The organism is Enterobacter sp. UNJFSC 003 (genome assembly GCF_036903355.1).
In the GTDB taxonomy this organism is placed as follows: domain Bacteria; phylum Pseudomonadota; class Gammaproteobacteria; order Enterobacterales; family Enterobacteriaceae; genus Enterobacter.
This window is the reverse complement of record NZ_JBAKHK010000004.1, coordinates 1-14,511: the sequence shown is the minus strand read 5'-3', so window position 1 is coordinate 14,511 and position 14,511 is coordinate 1. Positions and strand designations below refer to the sequence as shown.

Here is a 14,511-nt window from a genome sequence, read left to right as displayed (position 1 = left end):
TGCTTGTACCTTTGTGTGAATATACCAAGAGTCATGTAGGCCAAGTTTAGCTCTTCATTCAGATGTAAAAATGAGCAGTGATTAGGAAGAAAAATGGATCATAGTGTACACAACAAGCTTATCTCTTTTATTTGGAACATTGCCGACGATTGCTTACGCGATGTGTACGTTCGAGGTAAGTACCGCGATGTGATTTTACCTATGGTGGTTTTGCGACGTTTGGATACTTTATTAGAGCCAACCAAGGAAGCTGTGTTGGCGGAAGTTAAGTTCCAAAAAGAAGAGATGCAAGCTACAGAGCTTGATGATGAGCCCTTAAAATCAGTCAGTGGCTATGTGTTTTATAACACGTCAAAATGGACATTGAAGTCACTGTTTAGCACCGCAACGAACAATCAGCAAATACTCTTGGTAAACTTTGAAGAGTACTTACTTGGCTTTAGCGATAACGTTAAAGAAATCATTGAATGCTTTAACCTTAAGTCACAAATTCGCCACATGGCTTCGAAGCAAGTTCTGTTGGATGTGGTTGAAAAATTTGTCTCCCCTTACATCAATTTAACGCCAGAAATCGTGGAAGATCCTGATGGCAACAAGATGCCAGCCCTCACCAACTTGGGTATGGGCTATGTGTTCGAAGAGTTGATCCGTAAGTTTAATGAAGAAAACAACGAAGAAGCCGGTGAACACTTTACGCCCAGGGAAGTGATCGAGCTGATGACGCACTTGGTTTTTGATCCGGTGAAGGACCAGCTTCCACTCACCATGACTGTTTACGACCCGGCCTGTGGTAGTGGCGGTATGTTGACTGAGTCTCAGAATTTCATTGAAGAGAAGTATCCCAACGACAGCCGGGATATCTATTTGTTCGGCAAAGAGATTAACGACGAAACCTACGCTATCTGTAAATCAGACATGATGATTAAAGGTAATAACCCTGAGAACATCAAAGTAGGCTCAACACTATCTACAGACGAATTTGCTTCCTCGCGATTTGACTTTATGTTGTCCAACCCACCTTACGGAAAAAGTTGGGCATCAGAGCAGAAGCACATCAAAGACGGAAATGATGTAATTGACCCTCGCTTTAAAGTAAGCCTGAAAGACTATTGGGGTAACGTTGAGGTAGTTGATGCCACACCACGCTCAAGTGATGGCCAGCTACTGTTCTTAATGGAAATGGTCAACAAGATGAAAGATCCCGGCGTCAGCCCACTTGGTAGCCGGATCGCATCTGTTCATAATGGCTCATCCTTATTTACAGGGGATGCGGGCAGTGGTGAGAGTAATATTCGCCGGTTTATTATCGAAAACGATATGCTGGACGCCATCGTTCAATTACCTAATAACCTGTTCTATAACACAGGTATTACTACCTACATTTGGGTTATTAACAACAATAAGCCCGTCTCTCGAAAAGGCAAAGTGCAGTTGATTGATGCCAGTTTACTGTATCGCAAACTGCGCAAAAATTTAGGCAATAAAAACTGCGAATTTGCACCTGAACATATCACTGAGATCACCAATACCTACCTTTCCTGCATAGATGTTGAAAGGCAGTTAGACACAAATAATGACCCTATTGGTATTGCCAGTAAAGTATTTAGCAATGATAACTTTGGTTACTATAAAGTCACTATTGAACGTCCAGACCGGCGTAAAGCACGCTTTACTCAAGAGGCCATTGCACCATTGCGTTTTGATAAGCAGTTTAGCGACGTCATGATGCACTTGTATGCCGAATATGGTGATAATGTCTATAAAAATACTGGTTTCGGCAGTGATAAGAAAAAGAGTTTCCTGAAATCCATTGAGAAAGATATCTTCGCCTGGTGTGAAGGGAACGAAATTAGCTTAAATGCAAAAGTCAGGGCCAAACTGCTTGATGTCAAGCATTGGCTGGCACTTAGAGCCGTTCTGGAAACCGCTCAAAAACTGATGTCTGACATTGGCGCTAATGAATTTGATGATTTTAATGAATTTACGAATCTTGTCGATAAATCACTTAAAGTGAGCGGTGTAAAGTTATCTGCATCTGAGAAAAATGCTATCTTGAATGCCGTCAGTTGGTATGACGAATCAGCAAAGAAAGTAGTTAAAAAAGTCGTTAAGCTAAGCGGTGATAAATTAAATGATCTGCTTGACCGCTATGAATGCGAAGTAGATGACTTGCCTGATTTCGGTTACTACCCAAGCGGGAAAAAAGGCGAATACATTACTTACGAGACTAATGCTGATCTTCGTGACTTTGAGTCTGTTCCATTGAAACAAAGCATTTATCAATATTTTCTCGATGAAGTAAAACCGCATGTCGATGAAGCTTGGATTAACCTAGATTCCGTCAAAATTGGCTATGAAATCAGCTTTAACAAATATTTCTACCGTTACAATACCCTCAGAAGCCTAGAAGAAGTGGCAAAGGATATTATTAGTCTGGAGGAAAAAGCCAAAGGCTTAATTGCACAAATCATTGACGTGAATGTGACTAAGGTAGAGGAATAGGCTTGATGAACAATTCAGCATTAATACCAAATCACAAAGAATATAAGGACTCCGGGGTCGAATGGTTGGGGGAAATACCTGCCGACTGGAATCTTACACGATTAAAAAATACGGTACATGGATATGTTAATGGTTTATGGGGTAATGACCCAAATGGCTCGGATGAGTTAGTTGTTGTCAGAGTTGCTGATTTTGATGATATCAGATTAGATATTTCAGATCAGAAACTTACTTACAGATCAATTCCAGAAAAAGATCGCCAAGGTCGTTTATTAAATAAAGGTGACCTACTTATAGAGAAATCTGGCGGGGGGGATAAGACTCTAGTTGGCAGAGTGGTTTTATTTGATAAAAATTATCCAGCAGTTACATCAAATTTCGTTGCAAAAATGACACCGAAAAATTGGGTGGACTCTCTATATTTGAAATATGTCTTCTTCACCTTGTATAGTAGAGGCGTGAATTATGCCTCTATAAAACAAACAACAGGCATCCAGAATCTGGATACAAGGTCTTATTTAAAAGAATTCTTTTGCATTCCTGAAAAATACATTCAAATTGATATCGCAAATTTCCTTTCCAAAAAAACGACTCAAATCGACGAAGCGATAGCTATCAAAGAACAGGAAATCAACCTGCTGAGAGAGCGTAAACAAATCATCATTCAACAGGCAGTCACGCAAGGACTTGATCCAAACGTACCGTTGAAAGACTCCCGTGTTGATTGGATTGGCAAGATTCCAGAGCACTGGGAAGTTCGCAGAAGTAAATTTCTATTTACACAAAGAAAAGAGCGAGCATGGAAAGATGATGTTCAGCTTTCAGCTACACAGGCTTATGGTGTCATTCCTCAAGAGCAATACGAAGAATTAACAGGTAAGCGCGTTGTTAAAATTCAATTCCATTTGGATAAAAGAAAGCATGTCGAAAAGGATGATTTTGTAATTAGCATGAGAAGCTTCCAGGGCGGCTTAGAGCGAGCCTGGGCGCAAGGCTGTATTCGATCATCCTATGTTGTTCTTAAAGCATTAGAGGAAATTGACCCTACATTTTATGGGTATTTATTAAAACTCCCCTCCTACATTGCTGCCTTGCAACAAACCGCGAGCTTTATTCGAGACGGGCAGGATTTGAATTTCGATAATTTTTCACAAGTAGATTTGTTTATTCCTCCAATCCGTGAGCAGCGTGAGATTGCGAATTACGTCAGCTCATTTATGACATCTTCTGATGAGGGTATCGAGCTGTTGTTGGCACAAATAGAAAAACTAAAAGAATACAAAACCACTCTGATCAATAGCGCTGTAACAGGCAAAATAAAAATTACACCCGAGATGGCGGAACAATAGGACGCTGTAATATGTTCACGGGGAATTATCAAACCAGCCAGGTTCAGGCCAAAAAGCTCAGCGAATGTGGCTTTCGGGGCTTTACCGCACACAAACGTCTTAAGAAATTGACGGCGTACCGACCTGAAGCACTAAGCAAAGAACTGCAGATGGTACTAAAGGGAGATAGTTTTGGTGATGCCCGTGAACATCTGGATCTTTTGGCGCTAGATAGAGATATTTTGAATAAGGGATCTTACAACTATGGTTAGTCAAACCAATGAACAAGCATTAGAGTCAACCATTGAAAAATGTTTGGTAGGTATCAGTACTGAAGAGCTCAAAGGTGGCCTAAGCCCCCAGTTCTCCGGTGCAGGGTATGTCATTGGTGCTTCTAGTGACTTTAATATGCAATATGCCATTGATGAGCGTTTTTTCTGGAAATTTCTAGAAAAGACACAGGAAGCTGAACTGACTAAATTACAAAAAAATAATCCAGCAGATTGGCAACGCAAGTTATTGGAACGGTTTGATCGGCTAATCAAAAAGCACGGTATTTTGCACGTACTCAAGAAAGGCCTGAGTGTAGATGATGCCCACTTCATTTTGCTCTACCCAGTACCATTGGCGAGCAGTAGTGAGAAGGTAAAGCGAAACTTTGCTGATAACGTTTTTAGTTGTACCAGGCAGGTACGTTACTCGGTAGCGAATCCTTTACAAGAAATAGACATGGTGTTGTTCATCAACGGTATACCGTTAATCACCCTTGAGTTAAAAAATGCCTGGACGGGACAAACGGCTCGCTACCATGGGCAAAAGCAATATCGTGACGATCGTGATGCTACTCAGCCATTACTGACCTTTGGTCGTTGTCTGGTGCATATGGCAGTGGATACGGACGAGGTCTATATGACCACGAAGTTGGCGGGAAGCAATACATTTTTCTTGCCGTTCAATAAAGGACACAATCTTGGCCAGGGTAATCCCCCTAACCCAGCTGGCCACAAAACGGCATATCTATGGCAAGAAATATTTACCAAAAAAAGCCTAGCCAACATCATTCAGCATTTTGTCCGTCTTGATGGCACAAGCAAAGAGCCATTACAGAAGCGAACCTTGTTTTTCCCTCGATACCACCAGTTAGATGTTGTCAGAAAATTGGTCGATCATGCGGCCACTCATGGCGTTGGTCAGACATATTTAATTCAACACTCAGCTGGTTCTGGTAAGTCTAATTCAATTACCTGGGCTGCCTATCAGCTTATTGAGACCTATCCTTCTACCAAAGCCGTGGCCGGTGGTAAAAGCCTGGAGCAACCTTTATTCGACTCTGTGATTGTCGTGACTGACAGACGTCTGTTAGATAAGCAATTGCGGGATAATATTAAAGAGTTCTCAGAGGTAAAAAATATTATTGCCCCTGCGCACAAATCATCTGAGCTTAAGCAAGCACTTGAAAACGGCAAGAAAATCATAATTACGACGATTCAAAAATTTCCGTTTATCATTGATGGTATTGCCGATCTGAGTGATAAGCGTTTCGCCGTGATCATCGATGAGGCACACAGTTCTCAGTCAGGTTCAGCACATGACAACATGAACCGAGCAATGGGTAAGGCTGAAGTTGAAGAGACTGAAGATGCCCAGGATAAAATTCTTCAGGCAATGAAGTCGCGTAAAATGCGAGGTAATGCATCGTATCTGGCGTTTACGGCAACGCCGAAAAACAGCACGCTAGAAAAGTTTGGAGAGCGTCAGGAAGATGGTGCATTTAAACCCTTCCATCTTTACTCGATGAAACAAGCGATAGAAGAAGGTTTTATTCTGGACGTGCTTGCCAATTATACGACTTACAAGAGTTATTATGAGATTGAAAAATCGATAGCTGACAACCCAGAGTTCGATACTAAAAAAGCCCAGAAAAAACTTAGAGCCTATGTTGAGCGCAGTCAGCAGACTATTGATACGAAGGCAGAGATCATGTTGGAGCATTTTGTGCCTCACGTGGTAAATGCGAAAAAGCTCAAAGGCAAAGGAAAAGGAATGGTAGTAACTCAAAACATTGAGACTGCCATTCGTTACTACAAAGCCATCAAACGTATACTTGAAGAACAAAGCAACCCATTTAAAATTCTGATTGCATTCTCGGGTACGAAAGAAGTTGATGGAATTGAGTACACTGAAGCCGATATCAATGGCTTTGCCGAAACTGATACTAAAGATATGTTTGATACTGATGAATATCGACTTTTAGTTGTCGCCAACAAATATCTCACCGGATTTGACCAGCCAAAGCTTTGCGCGATGTATGTGGATAAAAAGCTAGCTAGCGTCTTGTGTGTGCAAGCATTGTCGCGACTCAACCGTAGTGCACCCAAGTTTGGAAAGAAAACAGAAGATTTGTTTGTACTGGATTTCTTCAATTCTGTGGAAGACATTCAGTTAGCATTTGATCCGTTTTATACAGCCACATCTTTGTCGCAAGCCACCGATATCAACGTGTTGCATGAGTTAAAAGATGAAATGGATGATGTTGGGGTTTATGAGTGGCATGAAGTTGAAGAGTTTGTAATTCGTTACTTTAATAATGAGGATGCCCAGACTCTTAGCCCGATAATCGATGTTGCAGCAGCTCGTTTTGACTATGAGTTAGAACTCGAACCTGAAGCTAAAGTTGATTTCAAAATTAAAGCCAAACAATTCGTGAAAATCTATGGGCAAATGGCCTCTATCATGCCTTATGAGATGGTGACTTGGGAGAAACTGTTCTGGTTCTTGAAATTCCTCATACCTAAGCTGAAAGTTGAAGACCCTGATGCAGATGCCATTGATGAGCTTTTAGATTCTGTTGATTTGAGTTCCTATGGGCTGCAGCGTGTGAAGCTCAATCACACAATCAAGTTGAGCGATGAGGAAGCGGAGCTTGATCCACAAAACCCAAATCCACGTGGAGCACATAGCAGTGAAAAGGAAAAAGATCCATTAGACGAAATAATTCGCACCTTCAATGAGAGATGGTTCCAGGGGTGGAGCGCTACGCCTGAAGAGCAGAAAGTGAAGTTTATAAACATTGCTGAGAGCATTCGTAATCACCCTGATTTTGAGTCTAAGTATAAAAATAATCCTGATCCACATAACAGAAATTTGGCTTTTGAAAAGATGCTTAAAGAGATCATGTTGCAACGACGTAAGGATGAGCTGGAGCTTTATAAACTGTTCGCAGGGGACTCAGCATTCAAAGCATCCTGGACACAAAGCATGCAACGAATGATCGGCGAGTAAATTGGAGCTTCCCCAGAGATAATTCTGTATTTGTTGATAAGATCAGCGAAAAAATTAGAATTGAAGAAGAGTTGAGGTTAATAAACCTCAACTTAATTCATGCCATAAGAAAACCGCTACAGTATTTAAATTAAACACCCCAAACATTAACTGTTTTTGCATCAAAAACTTTCACTTTCGCGTGGAATTTTGATTGAATTGAACGAATATGTTCCGCATCATTATCAGAATAAACCCCGATATACACACTCCATAGTTTTGGAGGTGTTTTATTTTGAGCATGGGTGGCTTTGTTGATCGCATCAATGATATGCTCATCATACTCACCAAAGTTAAAACCGAAAGTAATCAAAGAGCCATCTAATGATGATAATTTATCAAAGCAATGTGATAGATATCTATTATGCCTAATATGACTAAGTTTCTCATCTCCATTTCCGGCTGTTACAAAAATTGGATAACTTCCTCTATCAAGTCTTTTTTTAATCTTCTCTAATAAAAAATTACTTTGATCATATTGTTCCTTTTCGATATTAATCCCTGAGTCAAAAATATGTAAAGCACCATGTAAATAATGAACATTTTGGTTCTCTATGTTTGGCCCCCACACAAGATCAGAATATTCTGGCGTTTCTCCACGGAGCACTTCATCAAGATTTTCTATCTCTCGACCAAAGCCATCGATAGCATTTTCAACATGCTTTCTCATAAGGGTCCAATATAATAACATGTCATAATTCGTAGAAAAAACATGCCCGCCGCTTTTAATAAATAAATTTAAGAATTCAGCACAAGCAATTATCTTTTTCTCTGGGATTTTATATACATGCTCAGGATGAAGTTGATGTATCGAACTTAGCAAACCGTCTTTCAACTTTTTGCTTGCTAAAATAATATCACTCTGCAACTTATCATCCGAGCCAAAAGCCTTTAATAAAGCCAATGTTGTATCTAATTGCTGCATTACTAATTCAAAATTTTTAGTTTTTATCACATCAAAAAGTTTATTTATTAATTGATCATCTCTTGAAGTTAAAAAGTTGTAGAGGGCATTATAAGAGAATATTTCGTTATCATAGGCCATACTAAAACCATTCCCCATAAGTAGGGAGTATGGCCGAGATTTCTTAGGTAGATAAGTAATTACTTCCTCAAAACTCATTATTTCCATTTAATTCTTTATTCCTAAAAACAATCCAAGCTTGGATATATTCGCTATTATTCACAGCACTAAGACTAAAGAAGTCGATAGTAAACATCTGTAATCTTCATCACATTTACATAAGCAGAAGATCTTCAAATGAAAGAAAATATGTTATAGTGATTAATAATCATACACTTATAGGAAAATGCACTGAGATTTTTCATCAAAGTATCTCAGCACATTTCAATTATTTTTTCGAAAAATCAAACGGACTTATCCCCTTCACCCGATTAGCATCCAGATAATCCGCCCACCACTGCAACATCAGTCTGCGTTCATCCAAGTGCTCGGCCTTATGGATATAAGCTGCACGTACTGAGTTACGCTCCTGGTGACTCATCTGCCGCTCTACCGCATCCCTCGACCACAGCCCCGACTCAATCAACGAACTACACGCCATCGTTCTGAAACCATGCCCACAGACTTCCGTTTTGGTGTCATAGCCCATAACTCGCAAAGCCTTGTTAACCGTGTTCTCACTCATCGGCTTACGAGGATCATGATCGCCCACGAAAATCAGCTCTCGGTTCCCGTTCATGCATTTGATCTTTTCCAGAATAACTAAGGCCTGACGCGATAAGGGAACAAGATGAGGTGTCCGCATCTTTGAACCACGCTGAGAATGCTTGACTCCTTCCAGTGGCTCACGCTCGCCCGGAATCGTCCACATAGCCGTTTCAAAATCTACTTCTGACCAGCGAGCAAAACGCAGTTCACTCGAACGAATGAAGACCAACAAAGTGAGTTCCACTGCCAACCTAGTTAACGGTCTGCCAGAGTAGCGATCGATGCGGTGAAGTAATTCAGGAATACGGTTAAGTTCTAATGCAGCACGGTGCTGTCTTTTCACCGTAGCAACCGCACCGGCAATCTCTTGCGCGGGGTTGTAGTCGATTAAACCACTCTGCACAGCAAAGCGCATAATCGCGGTAGTCCGCTGTTGCAAACGAGCCGCAACTTCGAGACGCCCGGATGACTCCACCGCTTTGATGGGTACAAGAAGATCCCGCGTCTTCAGTTCCGCAATGTTCCGCTTCCCAATGGCAGCAAAGAGGTTATCCTCCAAGCTCTTCAGCACTCGTGCACTATGCGCCTCAGACCATTTCTGATTGCTGGCATGCCAGTCTCTGGCGACCACTTCAAACGTTATCGCCTCTTGCTCCTGCTCTACCTTAACGGCTTTCTTGTTCTCACTTGGATCGACGCCATTAGCTAACAGCTTACGGGCCTCATCCCTGCGTGCCCGAGCATCCGCCAGCGACACTTCAGGATATTTCCCCAGCGCCAGCATCTTCTCCTTACCGCCAAAGCGATAACGCAGTCGCCAGTATTTGGAGCCGTTAGGGTGAACCAGCAAAACCATGCCATCACCGTCAGTCAGTTTGTAGGCTTTTGCTTCAGGCTTTGCCGAACGAACCTTCACATCACTCAGAGCCATGATGAGTATCCTTTCAAGGGTTCTGTGTGGGTACAAACATTATCGAACCGGGATATACCCGCAGTTGTACCCGCATCAGTAAGTTGATGTAGATTGAATCAGGTTGACTTAGGTTGAGTGAAAAAGCGAGGAAAGCCTTGCGGATACTGGATTTCAGGCACAAAAAAAGACGTCCGTTGACGTCTATTGATGTTCCGATGGTGCCGAAGGCCGGACTCGAACCGGCACGTATTTCTACGGTTGATTTTGAATCAACTGCGTCTACCGATTTCGCCACTTCGGCACTGAAGGGGATGCGGAAACGTTGTGGATTATACCTGTCGCGCGCCGCCATGCAAGCGGCGACGCGTTAAACCCACGCTAAGTGCCCAAAAAACCAGCGCATCCCGTCAATCCAGCTCGGAAACCGCCAGTCTAATCACCCCTGCAGCCTTTGGCTCAGGCAGCTTCAGCACCTTCGCCCACATATCCTGCACCATGTCGCAGGAAAGCTTCTCTTTGCCCGCCGCTTTCTCCGGCATCTGCAGCAGCTGGATGTCCTCGCCGTATTTATCCGCAAGTGATTTCATAATTGGGCGCACGTCCGCTACGGCGGCTTCACGTTCTGCCGGGGTCACCGTGTGGTGGTCTTTGCCGTAGGCCGCGCGCATCATGTCGGCGTCGGCCTGCATGCGTCGCGCCATGATCTCGTTATCCAGCACGCGCATCGGGTTGATGCCGCCCTTCACCGCCGGGTAGAGGAAACGGAAACAGGCATCGTCGCTCACCTTCTGAATGGCAGCGGTCTGTTCCATATTGATGGTCATATACGCCACCACGTTAGCGTCTGGCGCGCTTTGCAGGCGCGTCATCTGCAGGTGCAGGATCTGCGGCTGGATAGTGTCGATAATCTGCTGCTCCGGCTCGCCGGCCTTTTGCAGGGCGGCAATCTGGTCAAGAATGCGCTGATGCAGCGCAGGCTCTTGCTCCTTAATCACCTGCCAGGCAGGCATGGTGTTGAGCGTGGTCTCAAGCTGCTGTTCGGGCGTGTGCTGTTGACGCTGCTTGTCGAAGAATACCCAGAACGCCACGGCGGCGGCCACGACGACAACCATGATGGTACGGATCCACGTTTTATTCATCTCGCATCCTTATCCTTGAGTTATGCCGGGTTACAGCGGCACGCCGCTGTGAAAGCGAAACGCGTTATCCGGTGTCGAGATAAGTGTGGCTTCAATTTCACCAAAAAGCTTTATTCGCGGTGAGATATCCTTGTCGCTCACCTGCTGGGCCAGCGTCAGGTAGTCCTGATAATGCCGCGCTTCCGAGCGCAGCAGCGAGAGATAGAACGTCCGCAGGTCGTCGTCGAGGAACGGGGCCAGCGCGGCGAAGCGTTCGCAGGAGCGAGCTTCGATGTACGCCCCGCAGATGAGCTTGTCGATCAGCGTCAGCGGTTCGTGGGTGCGCACTTCCTTCAGCATCCCTTTGGCGTAGCGGCTGGCGGTGATTTTGACGTACGGAATGTCGCGGGTCAGCATCGCCTCGCGCACCTGCCAGAAGTGGTGCAGCTCTTCTTTAATCAGCAGCACCATGCTGTCGATAAGCGCCTGGCCCCACGGGTCGTCGGTTTTGGGCATCACGCTTTTGCTAATCTGCCTGTGCAGGGCGATGAAGTCCGGCTCCGGGCCGTCGCGAAAGGTGAAGGCTTCGTAGGGTTTGAGCCAGTCGAGCAGCGCGTCGGCACCGCTTTCATCGGCGACGTATTTGCGCACCAGCAGCAGCGCGGTCTGGGCGGCCTTGAGCTCGCACACCATGTGGTCGGTGAGCAGCAGCGGCAGGTTAGCCGGGTCGCGGGCTTTATCAATCCATGCTTGCGGGGTCGGGCACTGGAGGAAGTTGAGTACGGGGGCGAGTATCTGCGGGTAATCCATGGTTCTGCCTTGAAAAAGCGGTGGCATGGGCCACCGCCTGAAACGCTTAGTGACGCACGCCGTCGTCGTCTTCGTCGACGAAATCTTCGTCGTCGCCTTCTTCGCCGTCTTCACCGTTCGGATCTTCGAAGTAGGTTCCCCAGCCGTCGTATTCCACTTCAAATTTCTCGGCCAGGTTCATCAGCTGTTCGACCTGGGCGTCGATCAGGTCCGCCTTCAGCGCGCCTTCGCTCAGGATGTCGCAGCAGATGACGGTGTCGCCCTCTTCCACTTCCAGCTCTTCCGGCTCGGTCACTTCGTAACCCAGCTTGAACGCTTCCACCGCCATTTTTTCAAGCGCTTCAAAATCATCCGCAGAGAAATGGTGCTCGATGGTGTACAGCGCGTCCGGATCGCTACCGTCTTCCAGCAGTTCTTCAATAATCAGACGCGTCTCTTCGCGTTGCTCTTCCAGGTGTTCCGGGTTTGCCATGGCTCATTCCTCTTTAAAGTGCGGCAGATACTTCTATTTTCACACACGGACGGGTTTGCCTCCACCTTTGTTGGAAAGATTTGTGAAACGGGGTTGCAAATGAATAATTACACATATAAAGTGAATTTTAATTCAATAAGTGGCGTTCGCCATGTGAGGATAAAATGTCTGATCTGTACAAGAAACACTTTCTGAAATTGCTCGACTTTACCCCTGCACAGTTCACTTCTCTGCTGACCCTTGCCGCACAGCTCAAAGCCGATAAAAAAAATGGCAAGGAAGTACAAAAGCTTACCGGTAAAAATATCGCGCTCATCTTCGAAAAAGACTCAACCCGTACACGATGCTCTTTCGAAGTTGCCGCATTTGACCAGGGCGCGCGCGTCACGTATTTAGGGCCGAGCGGCAGCCAGATTGGGCATAAAGAGTCAATTAAGGACACCGCGCGCGTGCTGGGGCGGATGTACGACGGTATTCAGTATCGCGGTCACGGCCAGGACGTGGTGGAAACGCTGGCGCAGTACGCGGGCGTGCCGGTGTGGAACGGGCTGACCAACGAGTTCCACCCGACGCAGCTGCTGGCGGACCTGCTGACCATGCAGGAGCACCTGCCGGGCAAAGCATTTAACGATATGACGCTGGTCTATGCGGGCGATGCGCGTAACAACATGGGTAACTCCATGCTGGAAGCCGCGGCGTTGACCGGGCTGGATCTGCGTCTGGTGGCCCCGAAAGCCTGCTGGCCGGAAGAGAGCCTGGTGGCGGAGTGCAGCGCGCTGGCACAGAAGAACGGCGGCAAGGTCACGTTGACGGAAGATGTGGCGGCGGGCGTGAAGGGCGCGGACTTTATCTATACCGACGTGTGGGTGTCGATGGGTGAAGCCAAAGAGAAGTGGGCGGAGCGGATTGCGCTGCTGCGCGGGTATCAGGTGAACGCGCAGATGATGGCGCTCACCGGCAACCCGAACGTGAAGTTCCTGCACTGTCTGCCGGCGTTCCATGATGACCAGACCACGCTCGGCAAGCAGATGGCGAAAGAGTTCGACCTGCACGGCGGGATGGAAGTGACGGACGAAGTGTTTGAGTCGGCGGCGAGCATCGTGTTCGACCAGGCGGAAAACCGGATGCATACAATTAAGGCGGTGATGGTGGCGACGCTTGGGGAGTGATCCTTTCTTCCATTTTGAGATGGTGATTATCTGCTGAATTATTTCTCAGCAGATAATCATTTCCAGCCTATTGGCATAAAAAATTATTTTTCTGATACACCCCACAGATATCCATCAACCATAATATGTATTTATGATTTTATTATCCATTATTTATTGGATAGATGATGGTTAATATCAATTCATTATCAATTACAAATCAGTGTATATTATCGGCGTAATATTTCCTTATTTCTGCATTTCGTTAATAAGGATTATTTATGTCATGGAATAAGCATGAAGCTGTGTCATACGCCCGTAGCCACGCACTAACCCATACTGGACACTATTGTGCTCGAGCAATCGCCGCCGCCATTCGAGCCGGAGGGCTTAAAATCGAAGGGGCAAACGCTAAGGATTTCTGGCGTTCTCTTGAAAAAGCAGGGTTCTCAAAAGTCTATGGCACCCCCATAGAGGGGGATATCGCGGTGATTGATGCCTTGCCCGGCCCGAATCAGTACGGGCACGTCTGTATTTACGATGGCGCTGGAACCTGGTATTCAGATTTTAAACAGAGAACACTGTACCCGGGGCCAACCTATCGCCAACTTCAGCCAGCAATAACCTTATACAGGCATTATTAATATGAATAAGCTCATCTTAATTGTGTTATTCAGCACAGCCGCATTGGGGGCCGAAGATTTTCAGATACCGATGCAGCGCGCCCTTGAATTCAATCGCTGGTACGTCAAACAGGTGAACAACGATCGTTATCCCATCCAACAGGGAAATGAAATCGATAAGTTCGTTACGGCCAGCACCATGAAAAAATTACGTCATGCAGACGATCCCCGTTATGCCGACGCTGAATTTTACGAGGCTGATTTTTTTATGAAATCGCAGTATATCGGCGAGGACTGGGCTGAGAATGTGGCTATTGATTCGTATGATTCAGACCCGGTCTGTGTAAACGTGAATATCACGTTTGGCAAAAAGACCCAGCACACAGTCATTGATTGCATGGTGAAAGAAGATGGGATCTGGAAAATTCAGTCTGTCGCCGCTCGGGATAATAATTGATGCCCCCGCTAACAATAATGGAGACGCCTTTGTTGCCGGGTGACGATGCGGCCTGATGCCCTCACCCCGCCCCTTATGTCTTGATCTTCTCCGCTCAGGCGGAGAAGATCCCCGACTGATCATCGGGAGGTTACCGGTGAGCATCAC

13 protein-coding genes and 1 tRNA gene are annotated in these 14,511 nt (G+C 45.5%); 8 read left to right on the top strand and 6 right to left on the bottom strand.

Annotation, left to right across the window (positions count from 1 at the left end; genetic code table 11):
* Positions 1-93: 93 nt before the first annotated feature.
* From V5P19_RS12075 to V5P19_RS12060, 4 genes are read left to right on the top strand one after another with little or no spacing between them, the layout of a single operon-like run.
* Positions 94-2,502: a class I SAM-dependent DNA methyltransferase gene (locus tag V5P19_RS12075; RefSeq protein ID WP_334403525.1), complete on the top strand. Its 2,409-nt coding sequence runs from the start codon at positions 94-96 to the stop codon at positions 2,500-2,502.
* A 5-nt stretch (positions 2,503-2,507) separates the two neighbouring features.
* Positions 2,508-3,851, top strand: coding sequence for a restriction endonuclease subunit S (locus V5P19_RS12070; protein WP_193134947.1), 1,344 nt, complete (start codon positions 2,508-2,510; stop codon positions 3,849-3,851).
* A gap of 11 nt (positions 3,852-3,862) precedes the next feature.
* A complete protein-coding gene (locus tag V5P19_RS12065) occupies positions 3,863-4,102 on the top strand; it encodes a hypothetical protein (protein WP_193134946.1) in 240 nt (79 codons plus the stop codon).
* Positions 4,095-7,112, top strand: a complete 3,018-nt coding sequence (locus tag V5P19_RS12060) for a type I restriction endonuclease subunit R (protein WP_334403522.1) — start codon at positions 4,095-4,097, stop codon at positions 7,110-7,112. Before V5P19_RS12065 ends, V5P19_RS12060 begins: the two co-directional genes overlap by 8 nt.
* Before the next feature lie 130 nt (positions 7,113-7,242).
* Here the strand turns inward: V5P19_RS12060 and V5P19_RS12055 are convergent, their stop codons facing one another.
* The 6 genes from V5P19_RS12055 to rraB all read right to left on the bottom strand — a co-directional run bounded on the left by V5P19_RS12055 (position 7,243) and on the right by rraB (position 12,136).
* Positions 7,243-8,274, bottom strand: coding sequence for a DUF4917 family protein (locus V5P19_RS12055; protein ID WP_334403520.1), 1,032 nt, complete (start codon positions 8,272-8,274; stop codon positions 7,243-7,245).
* 229 nt (positions 8,275-8,503) lie between these two features.
* Entirely contained in the window at positions 8,504-9,754 is a 1,251-nt protein-coding gene (locus tag V5P19_RS12050) for an integrase arm-type DNA-binding domain-containing protein (RefSeq protein ID WP_334403518.1), read from the bottom strand.
* A 198-nt stretch (positions 9,755-9,952) separates the two neighbouring features.
* Positions 9,953-10,037 (bottom strand) — tRNA-Leu (locus tag V5P19_RS12045).
* Positions 10,038-10,143: 106 nt separating this feature from the next.
* Positions 10,144-10,875, bottom strand: a complete 732-nt coding sequence (locus V5P19_RS12040) for a topoisomerase II (RefSeq protein ID WP_334403516.1) — start codon at positions 10,873-10,875, stop codon at positions 10,144-10,146.
* A gap of 30 nt (positions 10,876-10,905) precedes the next feature.
* The gene (miaE, locus tag V5P19_RS12035) at positions 10,906-11,664 is read right to left on the bottom strand and encodes a tRNA isopentenyl-2-thiomethyl-A-37 hydroxylase MiaE (RefSeq protein WP_334404152.1); all 759 of its coding nucleotides are present in this window, start codon (positions 11,662-11,664) and stop codon (positions 10,906-10,908) included.
* Positions 11,665-11,710: 46 nt separating this feature from the next.
* On the bottom strand, positions 11,711-12,136 hold the full coding sequence (gene rraB / locus V5P19_RS12030; RefSeq protein WP_334403514.1) for a ribonuclease E inhibitor RraB: 426 nt from the start codon (positions 12,134-12,136) through the stop codon (positions 11,711-11,713).
* 99 nt (positions 12,137-12,235) lie between these two features.
* Here rraB and V5P19_RS12025 point away from each other — a divergent pair, with 99 nt between their 5' ends.
* From V5P19_RS12025 to V5P19_RS12010, 4 genes are all read left to right on the top strand, one after another.
* Positions 12,236-12,331 carry a hypothetical protein gene (locus V5P19_RS12025; RefSeq protein WP_213014347.1) on the top strand — a complete coding sequence of 32 codons (96 nt, stop codon included), beginning with the start codon at positions 12,236-12,238 and terminating at the stop codon, positions 12,329-12,331.
* Entirely contained in the window at positions 12,301-13,305 is a 1,005-nt protein-coding gene (gene argF, locus V5P19_RS12020) for an ornithine carbamoyltransferase (RefSeq protein ID WP_334403512.1), read from the top strand. The genes V5P19_RS12025 and argF overlap by 31 nt, the downstream gene beginning before the upstream one ends.
* A gap of 260 nt (positions 13,306-13,565) precedes the next feature.
* The gene (locus V5P19_RS12015; RefSeq protein WP_017383896.1) at positions 13,566-13,928 is read left to right on the top strand and encodes a hypothetical protein; all 363 of its coding nucleotides are present in this window, start codon (positions 13,566-13,568) and stop codon (positions 13,926-13,928) included.
* A gap of 1 nt (position 13,929) precedes the next feature.
* Entirely contained in the window at positions 13,930-14,364 is a 435-nt protein-coding gene (locus tag V5P19_RS12010) for a DUF3828 domain-containing protein (RefSeq protein ID WP_023334327.1), read from the top strand.
* Positions 14,365-14,511 lie beyond the last annotated feature (147 nt).